Origin of the sequence: Cupriavidus gilardii, from assembly GCF_013314895.1 — a bacterium.
Classification (GTDB): Bacteria; Pseudomonadota; Gammaproteobacteria; order Burkholderiales; family Burkholderiaceae; genus Cupriavidus; species Cupriavidus gilardii_C.
This window is the reverse complement of record NZ_JABTYE010000004.1, coordinates 262456-287534: the sequence shown is the minus strand read 5'-3', so window position 1 is coordinate 287534 and position 25079 is coordinate 262456. Positions and strand designations below refer to the sequence as shown.

Below are 25079 nucleotides of genomic sequence, written 5' to 3'. Positions count from 1 at the left end.
GTCTCCTGGGTGTGGGGCAGCCGTTCGTGGACGGCCGCCTGATATGGCGTCGGGGTGCGAGTGCGCGGGCCGCGCGGCAGCGAGCTCATTCCATCTTCTCGGTCAATCCGATCGAGCGCGCGACGATCTCGAGCATCACTTCCGATGCGCCGGCATAGATGCGGGAGACGCGCGCGTCGCGGTACATCCGGCTGATGCGGTATTCGTCCATATAGCCTGCGCCGCCATGAAGCTGGAGGCAGTCGTCGATCAGGCGGTTCTCGAGTTCCGAGGTCAGCAGCTTGGCCGATGCCGCGGTGGCCGCGCCGAGCCGGCCGGCATTGTGTTCGAGCACCAGCGTGTCGATCCAGGTTTGCATCGCATCGAGCTCCGCATGCCGCCGCGCCAGCGTGAAGCGCGTGTTCTGGAAGGCGCCGAGCGCCCGGCCGAACAGGCGCCGCGACCTGACATGTTCGATGGTCAGCTCCAGCGCCACCTGGGCGTGGGCAAGCGACTGGCAGGCGGCCAGCAGCCGCTCCTCGACCAATCCCTCCGCCAGATAGGCCAGCGCCCGCGTGGGGTCGCCCAGCACGTTGGCGTCGGGTATCGGAACGTCGTCGAAGAACAGCTCGGCGGTATCCTGCGCATCGAGTCCCAGCTTGGCGAGCCGGCGCCCGCGTTCGAAGCCGGGCATGCCGCGCTCGACGACGAAGAGCCCGAAGTCTCGCGGGCCGTCGCCGGTGCAGGCGGCGACGATCACCAGGTCGGCATTGATGCCGTTGGAGATGTAGGTCTTGGCGCCGCGCAGCACCCAGCTGGCTGCGCGTCGCGTCGCGCGTGCCTGCATGCCGGCCAGGTCGGAACCGGCGGCCGGCTCGGTCATCGCGATCGCCAGGATGCGGTTGCCGCGGGCCGCGTCGGGCAGCCAGCGCGCCTTTTGCTCGTCGGTGCCGAGCCGGCCGATGTACGGGGCCACCAGCCGCGAATGCAGCGTCAGGAACAGGCCAATGTCGCCGTGCCGGATGGTTTCCTCGTAGACGATCTGCTCGTAGCGGAAGTCCGCCACGCCCGCACCGCCATGCGCCTCGTCGGCCCACATCAGCAGCAGTCCCTGGGCGCCGGCCTTCTCGAAGATCTCGCGATCGCAGCATCCCGCCTCGCGCCAGCGGTCGACGTGCGGGGCGACCTCGTTGCGAACGAAGCGTGCGACCGATTCGCGGAATTGCTCGTGCTCGGCGTCGAAGATGCGGCGCGGCGTGGTCATGCGGCCTCCTCCGGATAGAACGCCGTACGGCTGCCGACGCGGGTCCGCAGGCCTTCGGTCGGCGCGAATCGGGCGCCGTGCGCCGCGGCGAGCGCGTCGCAGCGTCGCACGAATTCGGCGACGCCAACGGTATCGATCAGCGACAGCGGGCCGCCGGTCCAGGCCGGAAAGCCCAGGCCCAGGATGGCGCCGATATCGCCGTCCGCGGGCGCGCCGATCACGCCTTCCTCCAGGCAGCGCACGCTCTCCAGGGCGGGGATGCACAGCAGGCGTTGCCGCACCGTATCGACGTCCGGCTGGCTGGCCTGCAGCGGGAATTGCTGTGCCAGTCCCGGCCACAGGCGCTTGCGGCCATCGCGCGGGTAGTCGTAGAAGCCGGCGCCGGCCTTGCGTCCGAGGCGGCCCAGCGCGTTCATGCGGGCGATTACCGGTTGGCCGTGCACGCGCAGGAAGCGCGGGTCGAGGCCGTCCGCAATGGCCTGGTTCACGACGCGTTGCTGCAGGTCCAGCGAGACCTCGTCGAGCACGGCCAGCGGCGGGGTCGCGAAACCGGCCATGCGAGCGGCGTTCTCGATCAGCGCGGGTCTGACGCCCTCGTCGAGCATCGCCATCGCTTCGTCGACATAGGCGCAGAAGATGCGGCTGGTGAAGAAGCCCGGACTATCGTTGACGACGATCGGGGTCTTGCCGAGCTGACGCGCCAGGTCCATCGATCGTGCCAGCGTGTCGGGCGAGGTCGCCTCGCCCACGATGATTTCCAGCAGCGGCATCCGTTCGACCGGCGAGAAGAAATGCATGCCGATGAAGCGAGTGGGACGGTCGGTGCAGGCGGCCAGGCCGGTGATCGGCAGCGTCGAGGTGTTCGACGCGACCACGACGTCGTTGCCGACGACCTCGCAGACGCTGGCCAGCACGGAGGACTTTACCGAGCGATCCTCGAACACGGCTTCGACGATATAGTCGCAGCCCGACAGGTCCTCGTAACGCGCCGTCGCACGGATCGCGGCGTCGATGGCATCGCCGCCGGCCTCGCCATCGGTGCGCGTGCCGATCGCGACGGCACGCGCCTTGCCGGCCTCGGCTTGGGCCTGCGTGCCGTCCAGCAGCACCACCGACAGGCCCGCCCGTGCCGCGGCATGGGCGATGCCGGCCCCCATCATGCCGGCGCCGAGCACGCCGACGGTCCGTACCCGCGAGGCGGGAACGCCGGCGGGCCAATGCGCAGGCCGGGCATGGCGCTTGCGATTGACGAACTGCGTGCGGATCAGATTGCGCGCGACCGGATCGGCGGCGAGCTGGCCAAAGTAGCGCGCTTCGACGGCCATCGCCGCGTCGAACGGCAGCTGGGTCCCTTCGTAGACCGCCGACAGGATCGCCAGGGGCGCCGGGTAGTTGCCCTGCGTACGGGCACGGACCTGCGCCATCCCCGCGTAGAAGGTCCGGTTCGCATGGGTGGCCAGCGCACCGGCACCGCCCGGCATCTGCCATCCCTTGCGGTCCCATGGCTGGCTGGGCTGCGGGTTGGCGAGCAACCAGGCGCGCGCGGTCGCGATGAGCTCGGCGCGCGGCACCATCGCGTCGAGCACGCCCAGTGCCAATGCCTGCGCGGCAGGCACGGCGTTGCCCTCGAGCAGCAGCGGCAGCGCTGCCTCGATGCCGATCATCCGCGGCAGGCGCTGCGTGCCGCCGCCGGCGGGCAGCAGGCCGACCTGCACCTCGGGCAGCCCGATCACGGTGTCGCCGGCATCGGACGCAACGCGGAAGTGGCAGGCCAGTGCGAGTTCGAGCCCACCGCCGAGCGCCGCGCCGTGGATCGCGGCGGCGAACGGCTTGCCACCCGTCTCGATTCGCCGCATCAGCCGGTTCTCGGCGCAGAAGTCGGGCGGGGCGCCGCCGGCAAGCGCGCGCACGATCGCGGCATGCGTGGACTTCAGGTCCGCGCCGGCCAGGAAGCCTTCCTTGCCGGAGACGATCACGGCGCCGGCAACGGTGGGATCGGCGATCACGCGTTCGACTGCCGCGGCCAGTTCAGCGGTCAGTTCGGGCGTATAGATATTGACGGGCCGGCCCGGACAATCGATCGTGATCAGGGCAATGCCGTCGTGGTCCACGGCCAGTGTGATGGTGGTCATCGGATATGCGTCCGGTTGCTTGTTGGCGGGCGGGCCTTGTCAGTGCGTGTACCTGCCCTGTACGTGCCTGTACCTGCGCGGTACGTTCGCTACACGCGCTCGATGAGGGTGGCCGTGGCCTGCCCGGTGCCGGCACACAGCGTGACCAGGCCCATGCCCAGCCCGCGGCGCTCGAGGTCGTCGAGCAGGGTGCCCAGCAGCATCGCGCCGGTTGCGCCGAGCGGATGGCCCATCGCAATCGCGCCCCCGTTGACGTTGATGCGGTCCGGGTCGATGCCGAAGGTCCGCTGGTAGACCATCGGCACCACCGAGAACGCCTCGTTGACCTCGAACAGATCGATGTCGGCGATCGACAGTCCGCTGCGCGCCAGCAACTTGCGCGTGGCGGGCACCGGGCCGCCGAGGTTCAGGTCGGGATCGCTGCCGCTCGAGGCAAAGTGCCGCAGCCGGGCACGCGGCTTCAATCCGCTGCGTTCGCCAAAGGCGCGGCTGCCGATCAGCACGGCGGCAGCCCCATCGACGATGGCGCTGGAATTGCCGCTGGTGTGGACGTGCTCGATCGCTTCGAGCGTCGGATAGCGCTGCAGTGCGATCGCATCGAAGCCCAGCTTGCCCGGCGCGGCAAACGCCGGCGCCAGCCCGGCCAGATCGGCCATCGTCGTGCCTGCGCGGATGGCCTCGTCCTCGGCCAGCACCACGTTGCCGGCGACATCCCGTACCGGCAACAGCGAACGCGAGAAGTAGCCCGCCGCGCGCGCGTGCGCGGCGCGGCGCTGGCTTTCCATCGCATAGGCGTCGACATCGGCGCGGGTAAATCCCTCCAGCGAGGCGATCAGATCGGCCGCGACGCCGTTGGGCATATAGGCGAAACGCCGCGTGACCGCCGGGTCGGTGTAGATCGCCCCGCCGTCGGAGCCGATCGGCACGCGCGACATCGACTCGACCCCGCCTCCGATCGCCGCGTCGATCTGTCCGGCCATGATCGCGGCGGCGGCCTGATTGACGGTATCGAGCCCCGACACGCAGAAGCGGTTCAGTTGATAGCCGGGCACGGTGTCGCCGTAGCCGGCCATCAGCAGCGCCGTGCGGGCGAGGTCGGCACCTTGCTCGCCGAGCGGCATCACCACGCCGAGGCCGACCTCGTCGATGGTCTCGGGCGCGAACCCATTGCGCTGGCGCAGGCCCTGCAGCGTCTGCGCGGCAAGCGAGACCGGCGTGATCGCATGCAGCGCGCCGCTGCTGCGACCCTTGCCACGCGCGGTGCGCACGGCGTCGTACAGATAGGCATCGTTCATCGTCGTATTTCCTGGAGCAGCGGGCAGCAGACCCTGCCGGCGTCGGCGCCGGCACGGTTCCGGTCGTTCGAAAGCCGAAGACGCCGGTGCCCTTACGGGAAGGCGCGTTTGATCAGGTAATCGCCGAACAGCTCGCGCAGCCGCAGCTTGAAGAGCTTGCCCGTCGCGGTCATCGGCATCTCGTCGGTAAACACCACGGCGTCGGGCCGGCACCAATTGGCGATCCTGCCGTCGAAGGCGCCGAGAATTGCCGCCTCGTCGACCTCGCTGCCGGCATTGCGCTGCACCACCAGCAGCGGCCGCTCGCCCCATTTGGGATGCGCGGCGGCGATGCACGCGGCCAGCCGCACGCCGGGCACCCCCGCGGCGATGTTCTCCAGGTCGACCGAGGAAATCCATTCGCCGCCGGACTTGATCACGTCCTTGCTGCGGTCGACCAGCCGCAAGAAGCCGTCGGCGTCGATCGTGGCGATATCGCCGGTCGGCAGCCAGCCATCCTGCAACGCGGACCCGCCCGCGTTGTAGTAGCGTGAGATCACCCAGTGCCCGCGTACCTGCAGATGGCCGGGCTTGCCTTCGCCCCAGGGCAGCTCGCGGCCATCGCCGTCGACGACACGCATGTCGGCGCCAGGCACGATACGGCCGGCGGTGCCGAAGATGGTCTCGCGCCGCTGCGCCGGCGTCAGCGCGGCCTGGTGCGCCAGCGGGCGGGCGCACGTCATCAGCGCGGCGGTCTCGGTCATGCCCCAACCCTGGTACAGCTCGACGCCGAGCGCCGCATAGGCTTCGATCATCGCGGGCGGCGTGGCTGCGCCGCCCAGCAGCAGCCGGCGCAGCGTGCCGAAGCGCAGGCCGTTCTCCTGCACATGGCGCAGCAGCGTGAACCACACGGTGGGAACGCCGATGGCGAAGGTCGCGCCTTCCTGCTCGACCAGCCGATACAGCGACTCCCCGTCGAGCCTGGCGCCGGGCAGCACCAACGTCGCGCCGGTCAGCGTGGCGGCGAAGGGCGCCTCCCAGGCATTGGCGTGGAACATCGGCACCGCCGGCAGCACGACCTCGCAGGCCGAGATATTGTGCGAATCGGGCAGGGCGCAGGCGTAGGCGTGCAGTACGGTGGCGCGGTGGGAATAGACTACGCCCTTCGGGTTGCCGGTGGTGCCCGACGTGTAGCACAGGAAGGCGGCGCTGCGCTCGTCCAGATCGGGCCAGGCATAGTCCCCGTCGTGGCGCGCCAGCAGCGATTCATAGCTTTTCGGGGCAATGCCGCGCAGCCGCAGCGCGGGGTCCGGCTCGCCCAGCATGATCCATTCGCTGACGCTCGGGCATCGGTCCGCGATCTCGGTGACCAGCGGCAGGAAATCCGGCGAAAACACCAAAACCCGATCCTGCGCGTCGTTGACGATATGTACGACCTGCTCGACGAACAGCCGGGGATTGACCGTATGGCAGATCGCCCCCATGCCGGCGATGCCGAAATACAGCTCGTAGTGGCGATGATCGTTCCAGGCCAGCGTGGCGACCCGGTCCTGCGGTTGCACGCCGAGCGCGCCGAGCATCTGCGCGACCTTGCGCGCACGGCGTTCACAGTCCGCATAGGTGTGGCGCACCGTCTGCCCATCGATGATCGATACGATCGATGACTGCCGATGGTGGCGCGCTGCGTCCTGGAGCAGCTGGGTCAGCACCAGCGGAATGTCCATCGCGTAGCCGAACGATGGCGCGAAAGAGGTAGCTGCAGCGGCCATGCACTGTGTCTCCGTCCTGTGGGCGCGGTTTGCCAGGGCCGCCGATGCCGTCTGGAGTTTCGGCATGGTGCGGCCGGTCCCGCTTCTTTGCTTGTCGAGCCGATTATGGACGAGCCGCGACGGGCCGGCCTCGTCCGAAGGGAGGATTTGGAAGGCGGGCGGTGGACCCTGCCTTGCGCAGGGCGGGCGCGGCGCAAATCGTCCGATCGGACGACGCGTGCGAGCCGAGGGGCCGCGACAATGATCCCCGCACGCCTTGCCGATACGGATCCCTGTCGATGCCACAGCCCTTCGCCGCTTCTGAACTTGCGCCAGCCGATGCCGGCCAGGCCGTCGACCTGGGCGCGCTGCACGACTGGCTCAGGCAGGCGGGCATCGGCACGAGCGGGCTGGCGGTGCAGGCCCTGCCGGGCGGCAGGCCCCATGCCGCCTTTCGCGTCGACACAGCGAATGGCGTCTTTGTGCTGCGCAAGATGCGGCCCGGCGCGCCGGCGACGTCGGTGCGGGCGATCGACCGCGAGTTCCGCGTGATGGCGGCGTTGGCCGACAGCGGGGTGCCGGTGCCGCGCACCATCGCCTGTTGCAACGACCCGGCATGGCTCGGAACGCCGTTCTGTCTGATGGAGTACGTCCAGGGCCGCCGTTTCACCGATCCGGCGCTGCCCGGCCTTTCGGTCGCGCAGCGGCAGGCGATCTATGCCGATATCCACCGGACGCTCGCGGCGCTGCATCGGTTCGATTGCGCCGCCGCGGGGCTCGGCGATTTCGGCGGGCAAGGCAACGACATCGCCGGTCAAATCGACCGCTGGACGCGCCAGTACCGTGCCTCGGAGACGGCGCGCATCGAAGCGATGGAAGCGCTGATCCGCTGGCTACCGGCCGGCGTTCCGGAAGGCGACGAGGTCGCCCTGGTACACGGGGATTTCTGCATGGAAAACCTGATCCTGCATCCGACCGAGTCCCGCATCGCCGCCGTGATTGGCTGGGATCAGGCGGCGCTGGGCCATCCGCTCGCCGACCTCTGCTTCTACGCGATGTGCTGGCGCCTTCCGCCGGATCTGTGGCGCGGCGTCGCGGGCGTGGACCTGACCGCGCTCGGCATCCCGCAGGAGCATGCGTTCATCGAGGACTACTGCAGGGCGCGCGAAGTCGATCCGGTACCGGTGTTCCGCCACTGGGACTTCCATCTGGCCTGCAACCTGTTCCGGCTGGCCGCCATGCTGCAAGGGACGGCGGTGCATGGCCCCGGCGATGCCACGCAGAGGGGCGCGAAGGTGGCGGCCCTGGCCGAGCTGGGCTGGCGGTGTGCGCAGCGAGCCGGCGCGGCCTGACGGGAAATGCCGCGGTCCGGGCCCAAGCCCGTGCCGCACGCCGGGCCGAGCCCGCAGTCCTACGCCGCGTTGGTCTTGCGCCCGACGCTCCGAACCAGCTGCGTGACGCGCGTCATGTAGCGGTCGAAGACCTGATTGGCCTGCGCCTGGCTGTCGATGGGCTGCGCGACGGTGCGGCCCTCCGCTTCGAGCCGGGCGCGGATGTCCGGCTTGGCCAGCGCTTCGCCGATCGCCTTGCGCAGCACCGCCACCCGGTTCTCCGGCGTGCCGGCCTTGACGAAATACCCGCCGCTGATCGTGTATTCGAAGTCGGGCACCAGCCGGCTCTGCGAGATCAGCGGAATGTGCCTGAGCGCTGGGGGCAGGGCCTTCGAGAAGCTGGTCAGGATCCGCAACCGTCCTTGCTGCTGCATGCTGTCAAAGCTGGACTGGTAGGGCAGGATGGCGAAGTCGACCTCGCCGCCTGCCAGCCCCTGCAGCGCCGGCGCGCCGCCCTTGTATGGCACATGCAGGAAGGTCGTGCCGAGCCTGGCCCCCAGCGCGTCGCCCATCAGGTGATAGATCGAATCGATGCCGACCGTGGCATAGGTCAGCGGCTTGTCCTTGCCCTGCCTGGCCTGTTCGAGGAACCGGTCGAAGGTCTCCGCCGACAGGCCGCTGCGCACCATCAGCACGATGGTGGCGTCGCTGATCGGCGCCGCCAGCATGAAGTCCTGCGGCTTGTAGCGCGCCGCCGGATTGAGCATCGGCGCCAGAAAGACCTCGTTGATCGAGCCGTGGAAAAAGGTGTAGCCGTCGGCAGGCGCGCTCAGCACCTTGTTGGCCCCGATCAGCCCGGTACCGCCGCCGTAGTTTTCGACGATGACCTGCTGCTTGACCGTCTTGCCGATCGATTCCCCGAAGATGCGGGCGGACGTGTCGCTGGCACCGCCGGCCGGGTAAGGCACCACCAGGGCCAGCGGCTTGACGGGAAAGCTGTCCGCGCGCGCGGGCAGCGCGCCCAGCGCCGAGGCTCCGGCGACAGAGCCGGCATATTGCAGAAAACGGCGGCGATTCAGAGAAGGCATCGATGTCCCCGAGAGCGGTTGGTCAAACCAGATAGCTTTGTGCCAGATGGGCCCAGAAGGCGGCGCCGACCGGCAGAGCCTTGTCGTTGAAGTCGTACAGCGGGTTGTGGACCATGCAGCCGCCGTCCTCGCCCAGGCCGTTGCCGAGCCGGACATAGGCCCCCGGCCGGTGCTCGAGCATGTAGGCGAAGTCCTCGCTGCCCATCACCGGCGGCCGCTCGACCACGTTGTCCGCGCCAAGCAGGCGGGTCGCGGCCTCTCGCGCGAATTCGGTCTGGGCGGCGTGGTTGACCAGCACCGGGTACTTGCGCTCGTAGACCACCTCGCGTTGCAGCCGGAAGCTGTCGGCCTGCGCGGCCACAAAGCCCCGGATGCGTTCCTCGACGAGGTCGCGCACCTTCGGGTCGAGCGTGCGCACGCCGATCTTGATGGTCGCGGTCTCCGGCACGACGTTATACGTGCTGCCGGCCTGGATCGAGCCGACGGTGATGACGGCCGACTTGAGCGCGTCGATCTCCCGGCTGACGATCGACTGCAGCCCGAGCACGATGCTGGCCGCGCATTGCATCGGGTCGATGCCGTGATGCGGCATCGCGCCATGCGCGCCGCGGCCGCGCAGCGTGACCGTCGCGCGGTCGAACGAGGCCATGGCCGGCCCGGCGATGAACCCGATCTGCCCGACCGGCAAGCCGGGCGAGTTGTGCAGCGCGTAGATTTCGTCGCAGGGGAACCGGTCGAAGAGCCCTTCCTCGACCATGCGCAGCGCGCCCCCTTCGTTCTCCTCCGCCGGCTGAAAGATCAGGTTCAGCGTGCCGTTGAAATCCACCGACTCGGCCAGATACCGGGCCGCGCACAGCAGGATGGCGGTGTGGCCGTCATGGCCGCAGGCGTGCATCTTGCCCGCGACGGTGCTGGCATAAGGCAAGCCGGTCTTTTCCTGGATGGGCAGCGCGTCCATGTCGGCGCGGATGCCGAGTGCCTTCTGTCCTCGTCCCTTGGTCAGCTGGCCGACGACGCCTGTCGTTCCCACGCCCCGATGCACCGAGTAGCCCCACGCCGCGAGCCGCTCCGCGACCAGCTCGCTGGTCTGGCGTTCCTCGAACGCGAGTTCGGGGTGGGCGTGGATGCGCCGCCGGATCTCGACAAATTCCGCGGACAGGGTGGCGATGGACTGCCGCAGTTCAACCAGGTCGGAGGCTTGCATGGCGGTAAGGGAGCGGATGGTGCGTACCATTCTGCTTCCATGGCCGTCCCGCATCCATGACAATGATGGGCGTAAATCGTTGTATAAATAGCAACATTAAAAAACGCGCGGCGGCGCCATCGATACGCCGGCGCGTCAACAAGGGGGAGAGAGACGTCATGGAGCATGTGCTGGACCGCAAGCGGGCGCTGTGTCTGCTGCAGATCATCGAGACCGGTACGGTGCGCGGCGCCGCCGAAGTGCTGGAGCTCGATCCTTCGGTGGTAAGCCGGGCCGTTGCCAAGCTGGAGCAGGATCTCGGCGTGACCTTGCTGGAGCGGCGAGGGCGCGGCGTCGCGGCGACCGATGCCGGGAGGCTGCTGGCGCTGTTCGCGCGGCGCCAGCAAGACCTGAGCGATACCTTTCTGGCCGAGATCAACAATCTGAAGAACGCACAGCGGGGCCATGTGGAACTGGTCTTCGGCGAGGGCTTCGTCGACCTGGTGCTCGAGTCTGTGCTGCAGGGCTTCCTGCGCAAGCATCCCGACGTGACATACAGCATCCAGGTGGCCGGTACGGATGAAACGGTGCGCCATATTCTCGAAGACCTGGCGCACATCGGCTTTGCCTTCCAGCCGCCGAACGATGTCCGGCTGCGTTCGCACTACTCGCGGGTGTCGCCGATCCGTGCGCACGTCCGCAAGGACCATCCGCTGGCGCGCCGCCGCCGTGCGCTGACGCTGGCCGACCTCGCGCCGCACCAGGGGGCCGCGCTGGCCGAATCGTTCGGCGTGCGCAAGCACGTTCAGGCGGCCGAGCTGGAGGAACACATCACGCTCAAGCCGATGCTGGTGACCAACTCGTTCAAGGTGCTGTGGGAATTCGCGGCGATGGGGCTGGGCTACATCCTGACGCCCCGCTCGGTGCCGCTGAAGGGGCCGCAGTTCAAGCAACTGGTGTCGCTGCCGCTCGCCAGTCCGATCCTGAACAACAGCCGGATCCACGTGATCACTCGCGCCGGCCGGCCGCTGTCCCCGGTCGCCGACAGCTTGCTGCGGCATGTGGTCAAGGCCTTCCCGTTGATCTGAGGCCCGCGCCGCGGTGACGAATGTTGCTTCCGATGCAATGATCTACCGGCTCTTAATCAACGCTTAATGTCGCGCTGTCATCATCGCGCGCCTGGCGACTTCCCGACTTCCCGACTTCCCGACTCCGGCTTTCTCCCAATGACAGGCGCCATGACTTTGCTTCTGGTTGAAGACGACCCCATGCTGGCCGAAGCCATCTGCGATGGGGCGCGGCAGAACGGCTGGCACATCGATCACGCCGATGGCGCCGCCGCGGCCCGCGCGGCGCTGGTGGACCATGCGTATTCGGCGGTCCTGCTGGATATCGGGCTGCCGGGCGAATCCGGCTTGACCGTTCTTCGGTCCATGCGCGCCGGCTACGACATCACGCCCGTGCTGATGCTGACGGCGCGTGGGCAACTGAGCGAGCGGATCGAAGGGCTCGATGCCGGTGCCGACGACTATCTGGTCAAGCCGTTCCAGATCGACGAACTGTGGGCCCGCGTCCGTGCGGTAATCCGGCGCAGCCAGGGCAGGGTGGTGCCGGTATTCAGCTGGGGCGACATCGAGCTCGACCGCAGCCGCCGGCTGGTCACGCGGGCGGGCGCGCGCGTTCCGCTGAGCGCGCAGGAATACCGGACACTGCTGGCCTTGCTGGAACGGCCCGGCCGGGTCGTGACCCGCGAGCACCTGGAGCGCGTGGTGTACGGCAACGCCGGCGCCATCGAAAGCAATACGATCGCCGTGTTCATCCATCAGTTGCGCCGCAAGCTCGGCGAGGGCCTGATCACGACGGTCCACGGACATGGCTACCTGATCGGCGAGGCCGGCGCATGAAGTCGCTGCAGGGCCGGCTGCTGGCAGTGATGGTCGGCGTCATCGTGCTGTGCTGGGTGGTGTCGCTGGCCGCGCTGATGGTCTATCTGCAGCACAGCCGGTCCAGCATCTGGGACGACAAGCTGCAGGCGTTCGCCGCCCGCATCGTGCGCGCACTGCCGGCGAACAAGAAGGCGTTCAATCTGGTCGGACCCGGTCGGGAGGTGCGCGACGATGACGGCTCGCCCGAATTCGACCTCGTGATCCAGATATGGTCCCAGCAGAAGCTGCTGACCGTACAGAGCCCGCGTCCGCGCGCGCAGGCCAATACGCCGGCTGCCGCGCTGAAGCCCGACTTTATCGACGGCTTCGCCACGCGTGTCATCGACGGCGAACGCTGGCGCGTGTACGCTGTCTCCGACAGCACCGGCACCATGCAGGCGCAGGTCGGGATCCCGCATGAGGTCATCAATGCCGAAGTGCGCGATGCGACGATGCAGGCGCTGCTGGCCAACAGCGTGCTGCTCGCGCTGGTCGGCGTGCTGTTGTGGCATACGATGCGCCGATCGCTGAAGCCCGTCGCGGCGCTGGAGCGGCTGATGCGCGATCGCACCACGTTTGACCTGACGCCGCTGCCGTCGACGTCCCTGCCGACCGAACTGCAACCGCTGGTGCAGTCGTTCAACCGCGTGCTGGCGCAGCTCGACCACGCCGTCGAGAGCGAACGCCGTTTCATCGGCGACGCGGCGCACGAACTGCGCACGCCGCTGTCGGCGTTGCAGGCGCAGGTCGAAATCGCGCTTCGTGCCGCGAGCGGCAAGGACAAGGACACGGCGCTGGAAAAGGTGCTGGCCACCGCCAAACGGACCACGCGGCTCTCCGAACAGCTGCTCGACCTTGCCCGTCTGAATGCCTGCGGCCAGGCGCCGCACGAGCCGGCGGACCTGGAAGATCTGGTGCTGCATGTGGTCAGCGAATTCGAGGTTCAGGCGGAACTGCAATCCCGCCAACTGTCCGTGCAAACCGGCGGTGGACGCATCGCCTGCAATATCGACGAGATCGGCATCCTGCTGCGCAACCTCGTCGACAATGCGTTGCGCTACACGCCGCCGGGCGGCCGCATCCACATCGGCTGCGGCACCGCGAGCCAAGGCGCTGGCGGTCCCGTCTATCTGGAGGTCGCGGACGATGGCCCGGGCGTTCCGGAAGACGAACGGCAGGCGATCTTCCGGCGATTTCACCGCGCCAGCGGCAACCGTGTGCGCGGCAGCGGCATCGGCCTGTCGCTGGTGGCGACCATTGCGCAATCGCATGGCGCGACCATCGAGACCGGCTCCGGTCTGGACGGTCGCGGCTTCCGTGTACGGGTCGCGTTCGCGCAGGCCGAGCCGATGTCGTGATGAGGCAAACGTTCAGAACCGGTACAGGTAGCCCACCTGCACGGTCGTCATATTGGAGCGGTCGACAATCGGGCTGTCCTTGATCGCCGAGCCAAGGCGCGTCGCGCTGACGTCCAGAAACAGCCCGTGATGCCGCGCCAGACGGTAATCGACCCGCAGGCCCGCACTGAAGTTGACCGTCGAATCGCCTTGATATTGCGGCCTGCCGATCCGCGCCTCCGATGCTCTGACGCCGTAGTAGTAGTCCACGTTCTCGGTGCTGAGCCATTGCGCCGATACGTGCGGCGTCAAACGGAAATTGCCGTATTGGAAGCCGCGGCTGATCTGCAGGGTGGCCTTGTGCCCATCGGCGGAACCGAGCCATTCGGCCGAGACATTGGCAATGTCGTTGTGCCAGATCGCGGCGCCGCCGAACCACAGCCTGGCGTTGCGGTCGGCCATGCCTTCGAGCGCGCCGGAGTCGGAGGCTTCATAGCCGTCGCTCAAACCGTAGCGTGTGCGCAGCCGGAACGATACCGGCCCGACTGACGGCAGCTTCAGGTCGGCGCCGAGGCCGTACACATGCAGCCATCGATTCTCGTACGACAGCACCGGAATGACCCGGTAATCCGTGCCGACGTCGCGATAGGGCTTGCGCCGGGCAGCGGCGCCGACACCGAGCCCCCATTGCGATTCGCCGGGCTGGAAGGTGGCATCCGCGCTTTGTGCGTTTGCCGGTGGGATCCATAGGCTTGCGAGCAAGCTGATGGCTGCTGCGGCGGCCGGATGGCGGAGAGCGGTGGCGCGGCGAAGGGGTAGGGTTCCGTTCATTGTTGATTCGTCAGGCGGGAGTGGATCGGGAGATCGGCAGGCTCGGCGAGGGGCCGCGCCGGATTGGCGCGCGCCAGCGCAAGCGTGCGGCAACGCAGGCAAAGGCAGGGACCGTCCATGGCGGACGACGGGCTGCCATTGGACGCTGCGGGCCCTGCGGGCGCTGCAGGCGCGGACATCGCGGACCGGGGAGGAAGCATGGGAATCGGCACGAGCAACCTTGCTGTCACGAGGGCGCCGAGGGCCGGCGTCCTGCGGTGCCAATGGTGCCGATATCGGTTTAAGGAGTTATTAGCGCGGGCGGGCACTGAAGGCAGCACAGGTAGCACAGGCGTTTTGTCAGACGCGCACCGATGACATGCGCAGGCCCCGCTGCGCATACTGATCGGCATCATCACCATCCTGCCCAGCAACACCATGCCTTCACAGAATGCGCCTTCTGCCCCGCTCAACCAGCGCAAGCGGCTGGGCAACTGGCTGCCCGCCGACGAATCGGCCGTGGCGGCGTTCCGGCTGCAGTTGTGCCGGCAGGCGAGGGAGCGCGCCAGCGGCGGTCTCCGATCCGAAGCAGTAAGTGCCCTGCATACGCTGCTGCGCGACGACGCCGCGCTGCGAATGGGCATGACGCGCGCGATCGAAGAGGCGATCGACGCCGGTTACGCGCTGGGTTATCGCAATATCGATGAGTTGATGCAGGTCGTCGACTACCTGATGTCGTACGCGCCGCCATTCAGCGACAGCAGCCTGGTGGTGTGTCCGATCAATGCCGTCTTCGATTGGCCGATGTGCATGCCGTCCGGCTATGCGGTGTTTCGCCATCCGGTGTTCAACAAGCAGATGCGGCGCGTGCTGACGTCCTGGTCGGCGTTCCTCGGCGGTCCGCATTCCCGCGCGCATCTGAACACCCAATCCCCGGACGGCTGGTTCAGTCCGGAGGCGGACGCGAAAATCGGACTGTCGCAGTTCATTACCCATCCCGACCTGCCGTACTGGGGCTTTCTGTCCTGGAACGACTTCTTCACGCGCCGTTTCCGGGAGGGCGAGCGGCCCGTGGAGGGCGCCGACGACGACAAGATCATCGTCAGCCCGTGCGAGGCCAAGCCGTACGAGTTACGCCGCGACGTCAAGCTGGTCGACGATTTCTGGATCAAGTCGCAGCCGTACTCGCTGCGCGACATGGTGGGCGCGCACGCGGAAGCGCTGGCGCGCCGCTTCGTCGGCGGCACGGTGTATCAGGCCTTCCTGAACGCCTACAGCTATCACCGCTGGCATGCGCCGGTGCGCGGCACCGTCGTCAAGGCCTACAACCTGGCCGGCACCTACTATTCCTGCGCCGAGGCGCAGGGCCCGGACCCCGAGGGGCTCAACGATTCGCAGGGCTACACCACCGCGATGGCGACCCGCGCGGTGATCGTCATCGAGGCCGACGATCCCGCCATCGGACAGATCGCCTGCGTGTTCGTCGGCATGGGGGAGGTGTCGTCCTGCATGGTGGACGTGGTGCCAGGCCAGCACGTCTCCAAGGGCGAGGAACTCGGCTACTTCCAATACGGCGGCTCGACGATCTGCATGCTGTTCGAGCCGGGCAAGGTCGGCGAGATCGTCTGGGATCCGACGCGGATCGACGACCCGCCGATCGTCAAGGTCAACGCGCATCTTGCGACGGCACGGTAGCGGTGTCCCGAGCCAGATCCGAGCCGGTCTCCCGGGCGCTCGCCAGCCCAGGGGCGCCTCAGGCGCCGTCGGTGCGAACGTCGCGCTGGCCCGTGCGTGCGCCGTCGGTGAACACGTCTCGCGTGCCTCCACGTAGGTGCTCGGTGAACGGGTCGACGCGCTGATGTGCCCCGTCCGCATGGACATGGCGCCCCCCGATCGTGCCGGCGTCGCCGACGCTTGCGATGGCAGGCAGTGCTGCCAGTGCGACCGTAGTGGCGAGCAGCGCCTGTTTCACGGTCTTCATGGTCTTCACGTCCTTCAGGGTCTTCACGTCCTTCAGGATCTTCATCGTTGTCATCGTTTTCATCGTCAGGGTTCTCCGAATGGATTGGGTGGCCGGTAACGACCGGTGAAACCAGTCTAGGGAGAGCCCCGCCACAGCAGCATGACGACCCCATGACAATGCTGTCATGCGGCCGGCCCGTGCCGTCACGGCCGGCAGGCGCCGGTTCGGGCAGCGCCCGCCGCCGTCGCATGGAAGCTGACGACAACATGACAAATTTGTCATGTTCGGCCACCGGCGCCGCGATTGCGGTACCGTTTCCGTCTTGCCGGTGGTCCGGCGATATGTTCAATGTCGATGCGCGTACTGATTGTCGAGGATGAACCCAAGGCGGGCGCCTACCTGCACAAGGGCCTGACCGAGTCTGGCTTCGTCGTGGACCTGGCCCGCGATGGTGTCGATGGGCTGTCGCACGCCCGTGCGCAGCCCTACGATCTGATCGTGCTGGACGTGATGCTGCCCGGCATGGATGGATGGCAGATCCTGCGCGAGTTGCGGCGCGAGCAGGACACGCCGGTGCTGTTCCTGACCGCCCGCGACGACCTCGCCGATCGCCTCAAAGGGCTGGAGCTCGGCGCCGACGACTACATCATCAAGCCCTTCGCCTTTGCCGAGCTGGTCGCGCGCATCCGCACGATCCTGCGCCGCGGACCGGTACGCGAGCACGAGTGGATCGAGGTGGCGGACCTGCGCATCGACGTGGTGCGCCGCCGTGTCACCCGTGCCGGGCAGAAGATCGAGCTGACCTCGAAGGAGTTTGCGCTTCTGCATCTGCTGGCGCGCCGCCGCGGCGAGGTGCTGTCGCGCTCGCTGATCGCCTCGCAGGTCTGGGACATGAACTTCGACAGCAACACCAACGTCGTGGACGTATCGATACGGCGCCTGCGCGCCAAGGTCGACGAACCGTTCCCGGCCCGGCTGATCCATACGCGCCGCGGCATGGGGTATGTGCTGGACGATCACGAGCGGTAGCGCCATGCGGTTCCGATCGAAGACGCTGGCCGCGCGCCTGCTTCCGCAGTCGCTCACGGCGCGCATGGCGCTGGCCTTCGGCGCGGTGGCCGCGGCCATCATGGCGGCGATGGGGACCTATCTCGCCAGTGCGCTGTCGACGCAGCTGCAGGAGCGCGACGAGGCCGAACTGGTCGGGGAGGTCGTATTGGTCCGCCACCTGTTGTCCGAGGTGGACTCGGAAGCGGCCGTGCGCGAAGGGATGCACCGCTTTGCCGATATCGCGCTCGGGCACGAGGGCCTGATCCTGCTGGTCCGCAGCCGCCAGGGCGAGCCGCTGGTGACACTGAACCCGCGTCACGAGACGGTGCCGCCGCTGCGGGCCTTGCCGGCGGACGTGCACCCCGAGCCGTCGATGCTGCAGACCTGGTATCCGCGCAATGGCGTGCCGTCGCGTGCCATCGCGGCGCTGGGCCGGCTGGGCGACAGCGACCAGTCCGTGGAGATCGTCGTGCTGCGCGACGCCGGCTACCGGGCCGTGCTGATGCGCGACTACCGCTTCCATGTCTTCTGGGCGACGCTGTGCGCAACGGTTGCGGCCGCCGCGCTCGGCTATCTGTTGGCGCGCCGAGGACTGCGCGGACTGCGGCGGATGGCCGAGGAGGCATCGGCGGTGACGACGAGCCGGCTGGCCACGCGGCTGGATGCCGGGGCCGCGCCCGCCGAACTGCGCGAACTGGCGGACGCCTTCAACGGCATGATGGCGCGGTTGCAGGACAGCTTTTCGCGGCTGTCGGAGTTCTCTGCCGACCTCGCACACGACTTCCGCACGCCGCTGAGCAACCTGATCGGGCAGACAGAGGTCACGTTGGCGCAGGCGCGTACTGTCGCGGAGTACGAGGCGCTGCTGGAGTCCAACCTCGAGGAATACGACCGACTGTCCCGCATGATCGAGAACATGCTGTTTCTTGCGCGGGCCGATCACGCGCAGGTCGCGCTTGCGCCACGCACGCTGGACGCGCGTGCCGAGGTGGAAGCGGTGGCCGAGTATTTCGAGGCGGTGGCGGCCGAGCGCGCGATCTCGCTGTCGCTGCAGGGGCAGGCGACGGTGCGCGCCGATCAGACCCTGCTGCGCCGCGCGCTCACCAACCTGCTCGACAACGCATTGCGCCATGCGCCGCCTGGCAGCGAGGTGTCGGTCAGCGTCAGTGCGCAGCGCGAGGCGACCTGCATCCGCGTTGCCAATGGGGGCGCCGGCATTCCGCCCGAGCGGCTGGCGCATATCTTCGGACGCTTCTACCGCGGCGATCCGGCCCGCAGCAACTCGGCCCACTCGACGGGCCTGGGGCTGGCCATCGTGGATTCCATCATGCGGCTCCACGACGGCCGGGCCACCGTCTCGAGCCGGTCGGGCCTGACGGTGCTGGAGCTGGCGTTTCCGCTGCCCGCACCGTGACGAAGCGGGCAGCGGCGTGCGGGTCGAGGAGGTGGTTTACGTGGTGGTTTATGGGATTACGTCGCGCTGATGCCCTTCGCCTTGACGATGGCGCTCCAGCGGTCGTAGTCCTTGTTGAGCCGCGCCTGCATCTGCTTGCCGTCCTGAAACGATGCGATCGCGCCGGCCGTCACCAGCTTCTGCTGCAGCTCCTTGTCATTCGAGAGGATGTCGCGCGTTTCGCTGGCGATCCGCTCGACGATCGGCAGCGGCGTATTCAGGGGCGCGATCAGCCCGCCCCACGAGTCGAAGTCGAAGCCGCGGAAGCCTTGCTCGGAGATCGTCTTCACGCCCGGCAGCAGGATCTTGGCATTGGGCGAGCTCAGCGCGATCGCCTTGAGCTTGCCGGCGCGGATATGCGGCAATGCGGCCACGACATCGGCGAACATCGTGCCGACCTGGCCGCCGAGCAGATCGGCGACTGCCGGCGCACTGCCGCGGTAGGGCACGTGCAGCATGTCGAAGCCGCCGAGGTCCTTGAGCTGCTCCATCGCCAGATGGCCGAAGCTGCCGGTGCCGGAGCTGGTGTAGTTCAGCGGCGTCTTGCTGGCCTTGGCGAAGCGGATCAGGTCCGCCAGCGTTTCTACGCCCGGCACCACGCTCGGATTGATGACGATGGCCATCGGCAGCACGTAGACGGTGGCGACGGACTGGAAGTCCTTCTTCACGTCATACGCGTTGTTGTTGTACATCAGCGGTGCCAGCAGGGCCGGCATGCCGAACATCGACAGGTTGTACCCGTCCGGTGCGCTCTTGATAAAGCCGGCGGTGCCGATCGAGCCGGAGGCGCCGGGCTTGTTCTCGATGATGACCTGTTGCCCGAGGCGCTCGGAGAGCTTCTGCGCCACGATGCGCGCGGCGGTATCGGTCGGGCCGCCGGCGGGGAAGGCCACCACCATCTTGATGATCTTGTCGGGCCAGCCGTTCTTGGCGAGCGCGGCGGGCATCATCGCTGCGAGCGAGGCGGCAGCGCCCGCCTGGAGCATCTGGCGGCGGCTGAAGGTCGGCTTGTTCATGGGTCTTGTCTCCGTCGATTGAAAATGTCTTCGTTCAGATGACGCCGCGGGCCCGCAGGTCCGCGAGCTGTGCATCGTCCAGCTGCAGCAGTTCCTTGAAGACTTCCTGCGTGTGCTCGCCCATATGCGGCGGCGGCATGCGCACGGGCATGCGCTGGCCGTCGATCGCATACGGCGGTGCCAGCACCGCCTGCGTGCCGGCCTCGCTGTCCTCGTAGCGATGCAGCAGTCCGGCCTGCGCGGTGCGCTGCGACTGCAGGGCCTCGAACATGCCCAGCACTTCGCCGCAGGGAATCTGCGCGGCGGCAAGGCGCTGCAGCAGGTCGGCGCGCGTGAACTGACGCAGCGCTGCGCGCAACTGCGGCAGCAGGATGTCGCGATGCTGCGAACGCGCGGTATTGGTGGCGAAGCGCTCGTCCTCGGCCCACTCGGGGCGGCCAATCACGTCGCGGCAGAAACGCTGGAATTGCCCGTTGTTGCCGACCGTGATGACCAGCGGACCATCGGCGGCATCGAAGACGCCGTAGGGCACGATGGAGGGATGCGCATTGCCGAACTTCGCCGGGTCTTCGCCCTGCAGCAGGGCCTCCATGCCGTAGTACGAGGTAATCATCAGGCCGCAGTCGTACAGGGCCATCTGCACATGGCGCCCGCGTCCGGTCGATTGCCGCGCATACAGCGCAGCCAGGATGGCCTGCGCGGAATACATGCCGGTGAACATGTCGACCGCGGCCACGCCGAATTTCAGCGGGCCCTGGCCAGCCTCGCCATTGGTCGCCATCACGCCGGCCTCGCCCTGCACGACCAGGTCGTAGCCCGGGCGTTCGGCCTGGGGCGTGAAGCGCGCGTAGCCGGAGATCGAGCAGTAGACCAGGCGTGGATTGAGTTCCGCCAGCTGCTCGTAGCCCAGGCCCAGCTTTTCCGCGCCGCCGACCTTGAAGTTCTGGATCACCACATCGCTGCGCGCGGCCAGTTCGCGCGCCAGCTTCAGTCCATCTTCGCTCTGCAGGTCCAGCGTGACCGAGCGCTTGTTGCGGTTGGCGCTGTTGAAGTACGAGGTATTGCGCGTGCCGATCCGCAGGCCCCAGTCGCGGGTGTCGTCGCCGCGCGCAGGGTGCTCGACCTTGATGACGTCGGCGCCGAGGTCGGCCAGCGCCATCGCGCACATCGGCCCGGCCAGCACGCGCGACAGATCGAGGACGCGCACGCCGGCCAGCGGCAGCGGAAGGGCGGAGTGTTGCAGGGGCATGGCGGGGAATTCGAGTCAATGAAACAGCGGCGATTGTCTATATGTTGCGAATGCTTGACAATTGCAACCTTGAACCGACAGATATGGCTACCTGGAGTTGACATTGGACCTGCATGCGCTGTCCCTGCTGGTGGACATCATCGAAGCCGGCAATCTGAGCCGGGCGGCCCGGCAGCTGGGCATGAGCCGCGCCAACGTCAGCAAGCGCCTGAACCACTTCGAACGCCAGCTCGGCGCGGAGCTGCTGCGGCGCAGTACGCGTCAGCTCGAGCCGACCGAGCTGGGCTGGCAGCTGTACGAACACGGCCGCGCCATCCGTCAGCAGCTGATGGCGGCGCAGGAGTCAGTACAGAGCCTGGGCAAGCGGCTCAGCGGCACGGTTCGCCTGAGCGTGCCGGGCGGCTTCGGCCAGCACACGATGTCCGCGTGGTTCTTCGAGTTCATGCGCCTGTATCCGGCCATCACGCTCAATGTCGTGTTCGACAACGACATCGAGGACCTGATCAAGGGCGCGGTGGACTTCTCGGTGCGGGTCATGGGCGAGACGCCGACCAATGCGGTGGCGTGCAGCCTCGGGGATGTGGACTACGTCGCCTGCGCGACGCCGCAGGCCGCGCGGGAATTTGGCGTGCCGCAAACGCTGGAGGAATTGAAGGGCCTGCCGCTGATTACCTCGGAGCTCACCGGCCAGCGGCTGGACGTGGCGGGGCGGGCAGGGTCCGGCGGCGGGCTGCGTTCTCTGCGTCCCCGGCTGATGTCGGCGAACTTCTTCTTTCTGCGCGACGCCATCCTGCAGGGGCTCGGCGTCGGTCTGGTGCCCGAATACATGGTGGCGCGGGAGCTCGCGGCCGGGATCCTGCAGCGCCTGCCGCTGCCGGCGCAGGATCTGACCTTCCTGCGCACCACGATGTATCTGCTGTATATGCCGTCGCGCTATCAGACGCGCGCGGTGTCCACTCTGATTGCGTTCCTGCGGCAGAAGGCAGCCGAGGCAGCCGAGGCAGCCAAGGCGGCCGAGGCGCGCGAGGCGGTCTGAGTTCGGGGCGCCAGCAGGCAGGCCACCCCGGCTCAATACCGATGTCCGCGCCAGGCGAAGGCTGTCACGATGGCGCAACCGTGGGCGCCGCAGGGAGGGTCCGATGTGCTACGCCGCGCAAATCAAGGCCGACTTCAGGAAATTCACGCGCCAGTACGGCGCGGTGCTGAGCCTGCACCAGTTCTTCAAGCTGTTCTGGCACAAGCGCAAGGACCAGGAATGGCAGAAGATCCCCAAGGCGGTGCGCACCGCGTTCGCGCAAGACCGCAGCGACGACGCCAGCGACGAGGAGCGCGAACTGGCCGAGCTGGTCGCCGCGGGCGACCGCGACCATGCCAACGCCCTCGAGGCCGAGCTGTTCCGGCAGAAGACGCGCCTGGCCGAAGCCGAACGTGCGCTGGCCAGCCGGCCCACCCGCAAGGCGGAGAACGAGCAGCGCATCGCCACCGACAGGATCGCCCGGCTGCAGCAGAACCTTGCCGACCTGCAACGCGCCGCGCCGACCGCTGAAGACGCGATGATTTTCCCGGGTTACTACGCGCCGGTAATGGTCACGATCGACGGCCAACGCATGATCGTGCCGATGCGTTATCGCTGCCGGCTGCCCGGCTGGGACGTTGCCATGGAGAGAAAGAAGCCTGGCACCTACAACGCGCGCCGCGACAATCTGGAGACTGCCTGGCGCGAGCTGTTCGGCTATCGCCACGGCATCCTGGCGATCCGCGCCTTCCATGAACATGTGGCCCGGCATCGGATGGAACACCGCGAACTCGGCCCGGGCGAGAAGGAAGAGGGCGTCGTCCTCGCGTTCCGCCCCGATCCGCCGCAGGACCTGCTGATCGCCTGCCTGTGGTCGGTCCACCCGGGCGAGGCCGGCGAGCCGGATCTGTATTCGTTTGCCGCGATCACCGACGAGCCGCCTGCTGAAGTGGCCGCGGCCGGCCACGATCGCTGCGTCATTCCGATCAAGCCGCAGAACGTCGACGCCTGGCTCAACCCCGATCGCGGCAATCTGGCCGCGATGCACGCCATCCTCGACGACCGCGAGCGGCCATTCTTCGAGTATCGGCTGGCGGCTTAGCGGCAGGCGTGTGGTGGGGCGGGCACCTTCGGCGCCTCAGCGCCGGAACCACAGGATCGACAGCACGCTCGCCGCGACCAGCAGCAGCACCGCCACCGCGGCAAACAGCGCGCCGACCTCGGTCTCCCGGCGCTCGAGCGCAAAGCGCGAGCTGAGCTGGCGATAGACCTGGCTCAGGTCGGCTTCGGAACCCGCGTGGAAATACTCGCCGCCTGTGAGCTTGGCCACTGCGCGCAACGCGGGTTCATCGAGCTGCATGTAGTAAGACATGGCCTGTCCGCCGCCCGTGCCGTCTTGCGGCGAGCCGAAGCCGACCGTATAGACGCGCACGCCGCGCTCGGCGGCCATGCGGGCCGCGATCACCGGATCGGGGCCTGTGGTGCGGCGGCCATCGCTGAGCAGGATCACCGCGCCGTGCCGGTAGGAGCCGGGCTCGGCGGCGGGTCGTTCCTCCCGCCTGGCTCGCTTCTCGCGGTTGCGGGCCGCGTCCGCGGCGGCCGCTTCGTCCAGCGATCGGCCCGGATTCTCGAACTGCTCCGACGCGCTGCCGAACAGCACCGCCTCCAGGTCGATTCCGTCGTCGGGGAACAGCACGGCCAGCGCCTCGATCAATCCGCTTCCCGTCGCGGTGCCGCGCTGAAGTTGAAAGCGCTCGATCGCTTCGAGCATGTCCTGCCGGTTGTCGGTCGGGCTGAGCACCACCGAAGCGGTGGCGGCGAAAGACACGATGCCCAGGCGCACGTTGGCGGGCAGCCCCGTCACGAGGTTGGTGGCGGCCTGCTGGGCGGCGGCGATGCGAGTCGGCGAGACATCGGTGGCCTCCATGCTGCGCGAGACGTCCATGGCGAGCACCAGCGTGATGGTGTCGGCCGGCAGCGTGATGGTGGCGCTGGGGCGAGCGCAGGCAAGCAGCGCGGTGCCGAGCGACAACAGGAACAGCAGCGGAGGGACGTGGCGCCGAAGCCATTGGCGGGGACCGAGCGCCGCACGGGGCAGCGCGAGACTGGCGTAGAGCAGCGCGGATTTCCTGCGCCGGGCGAGCACATAGAAATAAGCTGCAGCCAGTACGGGGAGCACAAGCAGCAGCCAGAGCATTTGAGGCCAGAGAAACTGCATGCCCTGCTCCTTGGCGCGTCGTTAAGAACGATGGTACTGTAGTTTCCGGCGCGTGAACTCGGGGCGGCGATGAAACGGGTGACGATCTACGGTGGAGCCTTGGCGGCGATCGCACTCGTCTTCGCTGCGGGCGTGGGTTCGGCCTGGCTGTTGCAGCCGAAACAGCGGGCGCTGACGCAGTCGGACATCGACTCTGCGGTGCTCCACACACTCCATACCAAAGACCTGCCGTCGCGCGCCGCGCGCGCGGCCGAGGCGGTTCGCCAGTCGGTGGTCGAGGTCCGCGCCTATCCGGGCACTGAGCCCGCCGCGGAAAAACCCCGCACCGACAAGGCCGGACGGGATCGCCCGGCCAAGCCGCTGCCCGAATCCTCGACTCCATCCCGGCGCCCCCCGCGCGACGAAACCGCCAAGGGCAAGCCCCCCGGCGACAAGAGCGCGCCGGAAACCTTGCCCGACGGCCGGCACATCGGCACCGGCGTGGTCGTCACCGAGAGCGGCGTCATCATCACCAACTATCACGTCGTCGCCGGCGCGCGGCGCGTCGAGGTCCGATTCCACGATGGCCATACCGCCGAGGCGGCCCTGCTGCAGGCCGTCCCGGAAAAAGACCTGGCCATCCTGCAGCCCAAATCGATACCCGACGACCTGCCGCCCGCGACGCTCGGTTCCAGCCGAGAACTCGCACCCGGCAGCGAAGTGGTGGCGGTCGGCTTCCCGTTCGGCATCGGGCCGTCGGTGACGGCCGGCGTGGTGTCCGGGCTCGACCGCCAGTTCGTGTCGCCGGACGACAAGCAGCGGCTGGACAAGCTGATCCAGTTCGATGCCGCGGCCAATCCCGGCAATTCGGGCGGACCGCTGGTCAACATGAAGGGCGAGGTGGTGGGCATCGTCACGGCCATCCTCAATCCCAACCAGAGCGGCAATTTTCTCGGCATCGGGTTTGCCATCACCATCGAAAGCGCGGGCGGTTCCGTCGGCGCTTCGCCGTTCTAGACGAAAACTCGAGACGAAAACTCGAGACGAAAACTCCGACGAAGACGA

At 67.9% G+C, this 25079-nt stretch carries 21 protein-coding genes; 10 read left to right on the top strand and 11 right to left on the bottom strand.

Annotation, left to right across the window (positions count from 1 at the left end):
* Positions 1-85: 85 nt before the first annotated feature.
* The 4 genes from HTY53_RS06045 to HTY53_RS06030 form a co-directional block, all read right to left on the bottom strand.
* Complete coding sequence (locus HTY53_RS06045; RefSeq protein ID WP_174105540.1) at positions 86-1243, bottom strand: acyl-CoA dehydrogenase family protein; 1158 nt, start codon at positions 1241-1243, stop codon at positions 86-88.
* Positions 1240-3375: a 3-hydroxyacyl-CoA dehydrogenase NAD-binding domain-containing protein gene (locus HTY53_RS06040; RefSeq protein WP_174105539.1), complete on the bottom strand. Its 2136-nt coding sequence runs from the start codon at positions 3373-3375 to the stop codon at positions 1240-1242. Before HTY53_RS06040 ends, HTY53_RS06045 begins: the two co-directional genes overlap by 4 nt.
* 89 nt (positions 3376-3464) lie before the next feature.
* Positions 3465-4670: an acetyl-CoA C-acetyltransferase gene (locus tag HTY53_RS06035; RefSeq protein ID WP_174105538.1), complete on the bottom strand. Its 1206-nt coding sequence runs from the start codon at positions 4668-4670 to the stop codon at positions 3465-3467.
* Positions 4671-4762: 92 nt separating this feature from the next.
* Positions 4763-6418, bottom strand: coding sequence for a long-chain-fatty-acid--CoA ligase (locus HTY53_RS06030; protein WP_254599831.1), 1656 nt, complete (start codon positions 6416-6418; stop codon positions 4763-4765).
* A 161-nt stretch (positions 6419-6579) separates the two neighbouring features.
* Between HTY53_RS06030 and HTY53_RS06025 the strand changes: the two genes are divergently transcribed.
* Complete coding sequence (locus tag HTY53_RS06025; protein WP_368040918.1) at positions 6580-7749, top strand: phosphotransferase family protein; 1170 nt, start codon at positions 6580-6582, stop codon at positions 7747-7749.
* 59 nt (positions 7750-7808) lie between these two features.
* On the opposite strand, the gene HTY53_RS06020 is transcribed toward HTY53_RS06025, so the two are convergent.
* Both HTY53_RS06020 and HTY53_RS06015 read right to left on the bottom strand, forming a co-directional pair.
* Positions 7809-8816, bottom strand: coding sequence for a Bug family tripartite tricarboxylate transporter substrate binding protein (locus tag HTY53_RS06020; RefSeq protein WP_174105537.1), 1008 nt, complete (start codon positions 8814-8816; stop codon positions 7809-7811).
* Between the two features lie 22 nt (positions 8817-8838).
* On the bottom strand, positions 8839-10020 hold the full coding sequence (locus tag HTY53_RS06015) for a M20 aminoacylase family protein (protein ID WP_174105536.1): 1182 nt from the start codon (positions 10018-10020) through the stop codon (positions 8839-8841).
* A gap of 158 nt (positions 10021-10178) precedes the next feature.
* On the opposite strand from HTY53_RS06015, the gene HTY53_RS06010 reads away from it, so the two are divergent.
* The 3 genes from HTY53_RS06010 (at position 10179) to HTY53_RS06000 (ending at position 13282) form a co-directional block, all read left to right on the top strand.
* Complete coding sequence (locus HTY53_RS06010) at positions 10179-11087, top strand: LysR family transcriptional regulator (RefSeq protein WP_174105535.1); 909 nt, start codon at positions 10179-10181, stop codon at positions 11085-11087.
* Positions 11088-11237: 150 nt separating this feature from the next.
* Positions 11238-11903: a response regulator transcription factor gene (locus tag HTY53_RS06005; RefSeq protein ID WP_174105534.1), complete on the top strand. Its 666-nt coding sequence runs from the start codon at positions 11238-11240 to the stop codon at positions 11901-11903.
* A complete protein-coding gene (locus HTY53_RS06000) occupies positions 11900-13282 on the top strand; it encodes a sensor histidine kinase (RefSeq protein WP_174105533.1) in 1383 nt (460 codons plus the stop codon). The genes HTY53_RS06005 and HTY53_RS06000 overlap by 4 nt, the downstream gene beginning before the upstream one ends.
* Positions 13283-13294: 12 nt before the next feature.
* On the opposite strand, the gene HTY53_RS05995 is transcribed toward HTY53_RS06000, so the two are convergent.
* Entirely contained in the window at positions 13295-14023 is a 729-nt protein-coding gene (locus tag HTY53_RS05995; RefSeq protein WP_254599830.1) for a MipA/OmpV family protein, read from the bottom strand.
* A gap of 486 nt (positions 14024-14509) precedes the next feature.
* Here HTY53_RS05995 and HTY53_RS05990 point away from each other — a divergent pair, with 486 nt between their 5' ends.
* On the top strand, positions 14510-15766 hold the full coding sequence (locus tag HTY53_RS05990) for a phosphatidylserine decarboxylase family protein (protein WP_174105531.1): 1257 nt from the start codon (positions 14510-14512) through the stop codon (positions 15764-15766).
* A 58-nt stretch (positions 15767-15824) separates the two neighbouring features.
* Here the strand turns inward: HTY53_RS05990 and HTY53_RS05985 are convergent, their stop codons facing one another.
* The gene (locus HTY53_RS05985) at positions 15825-16097 is read right to left on the bottom strand and encodes a hypothetical protein (RefSeq protein WP_254599829.1); all 273 of its coding nucleotides are present in this window, start codon (positions 16095-16097) and stop codon (positions 15825-15827) included.
* Positions 16098-16388: 291 nt separating this feature from the next.
* Between HTY53_RS05985 and HTY53_RS05980 the strand changes: the two genes are divergently transcribed.
* Together HTY53_RS05980 and HTY53_RS05975 are read left to right on the top strand one after the other, a co-directional pair.
* Positions 16389-17063, top strand: coding sequence for a heavy metal response regulator transcription factor (locus tag HTY53_RS05980; protein WP_174105590.1), 675 nt, complete (start codon positions 16389-16391; stop codon positions 17061-17063).
* 4 nt (positions 17064-17067) lie between these two features.
* Positions 17068-18498, top strand: a complete 1431-nt coding sequence (locus HTY53_RS05975) for a heavy metal sensor histidine kinase (protein ID WP_174105530.1) — start codon at positions 17068-17070, stop codon at positions 18496-18498.
* 56 nt (positions 18499-18554) lie between these two features.
* Here the strand turns inward: HTY53_RS05975 and HTY53_RS05970 are convergent, their stop codons facing one another.
* Together HTY53_RS05970 and HTY53_RS05965 are read right to left on the bottom strand one after the other, a co-directional pair.
* On the bottom strand, positions 18555-19553 hold the full coding sequence (locus HTY53_RS05970; protein WP_174105529.1) for a tripartite tricarboxylate transporter substrate binding protein: 999 nt from the start codon (positions 19551-19553) through the stop codon (positions 18555-18557).
* Positions 19554-19587: 34 nt separating this feature from the next.
* Positions 19588-20802 carry a CaiB/BaiF CoA transferase family protein gene (locus HTY53_RS05965; RefSeq protein WP_174105528.1) on the bottom strand — a complete coding sequence of 405 codons (1215 nt, stop codon included), beginning with the start codon at positions 20800-20802 and terminating at the stop codon, positions 19588-19590.
* A gap of 103 nt (positions 20803-20905) precedes the next feature.
* On the opposite strand from HTY53_RS05965, the gene HTY53_RS05960 reads away from it, so the two are divergent.
* Complete coding sequence (locus tag HTY53_RS05960; protein ID WP_174105589.1) at positions 20906-21838, top strand: LysR family transcriptional regulator; 933 nt, start codon at positions 20906-20908, stop codon at positions 21836-21838.
* Between the two features lie 103 nt (positions 21839-21941).
* Positions 21942-22919 (top strand): SOS response-associated peptidase family protein, encoded by a 978-nt coding sequence (locus HTY53_RS05955; RefSeq protein WP_174105527.1) that lies wholly within the window; start codon positions 21942-21944, stop codon positions 22917-22919.
* Between the two features lie 36 nt (positions 22920-22955).
* Here the strand turns inward: HTY53_RS05955 and HTY53_RS05950 are convergent, their stop codons facing one another.
* Complete coding sequence (locus HTY53_RS05950) at positions 22956-24035, bottom strand: VWA domain-containing protein (RefSeq protein WP_174105526.1); 1080 nt, start codon at positions 24033-24035, stop codon at positions 22956-22958.
* Between the two features lie 69 nt (positions 24036-24104).
* Between HTY53_RS05950 and HTY53_RS05945 the strand changes: the two genes are divergently transcribed.
* Positions 24105-25031, top strand: coding sequence for a S1C family serine protease (locus HTY53_RS05945; RefSeq protein WP_174105525.1), 927 nt, complete (start codon positions 24105-24107; stop codon positions 25029-25031).
* Positions 25032-25079: the final 48 nt, after the last annotated feature.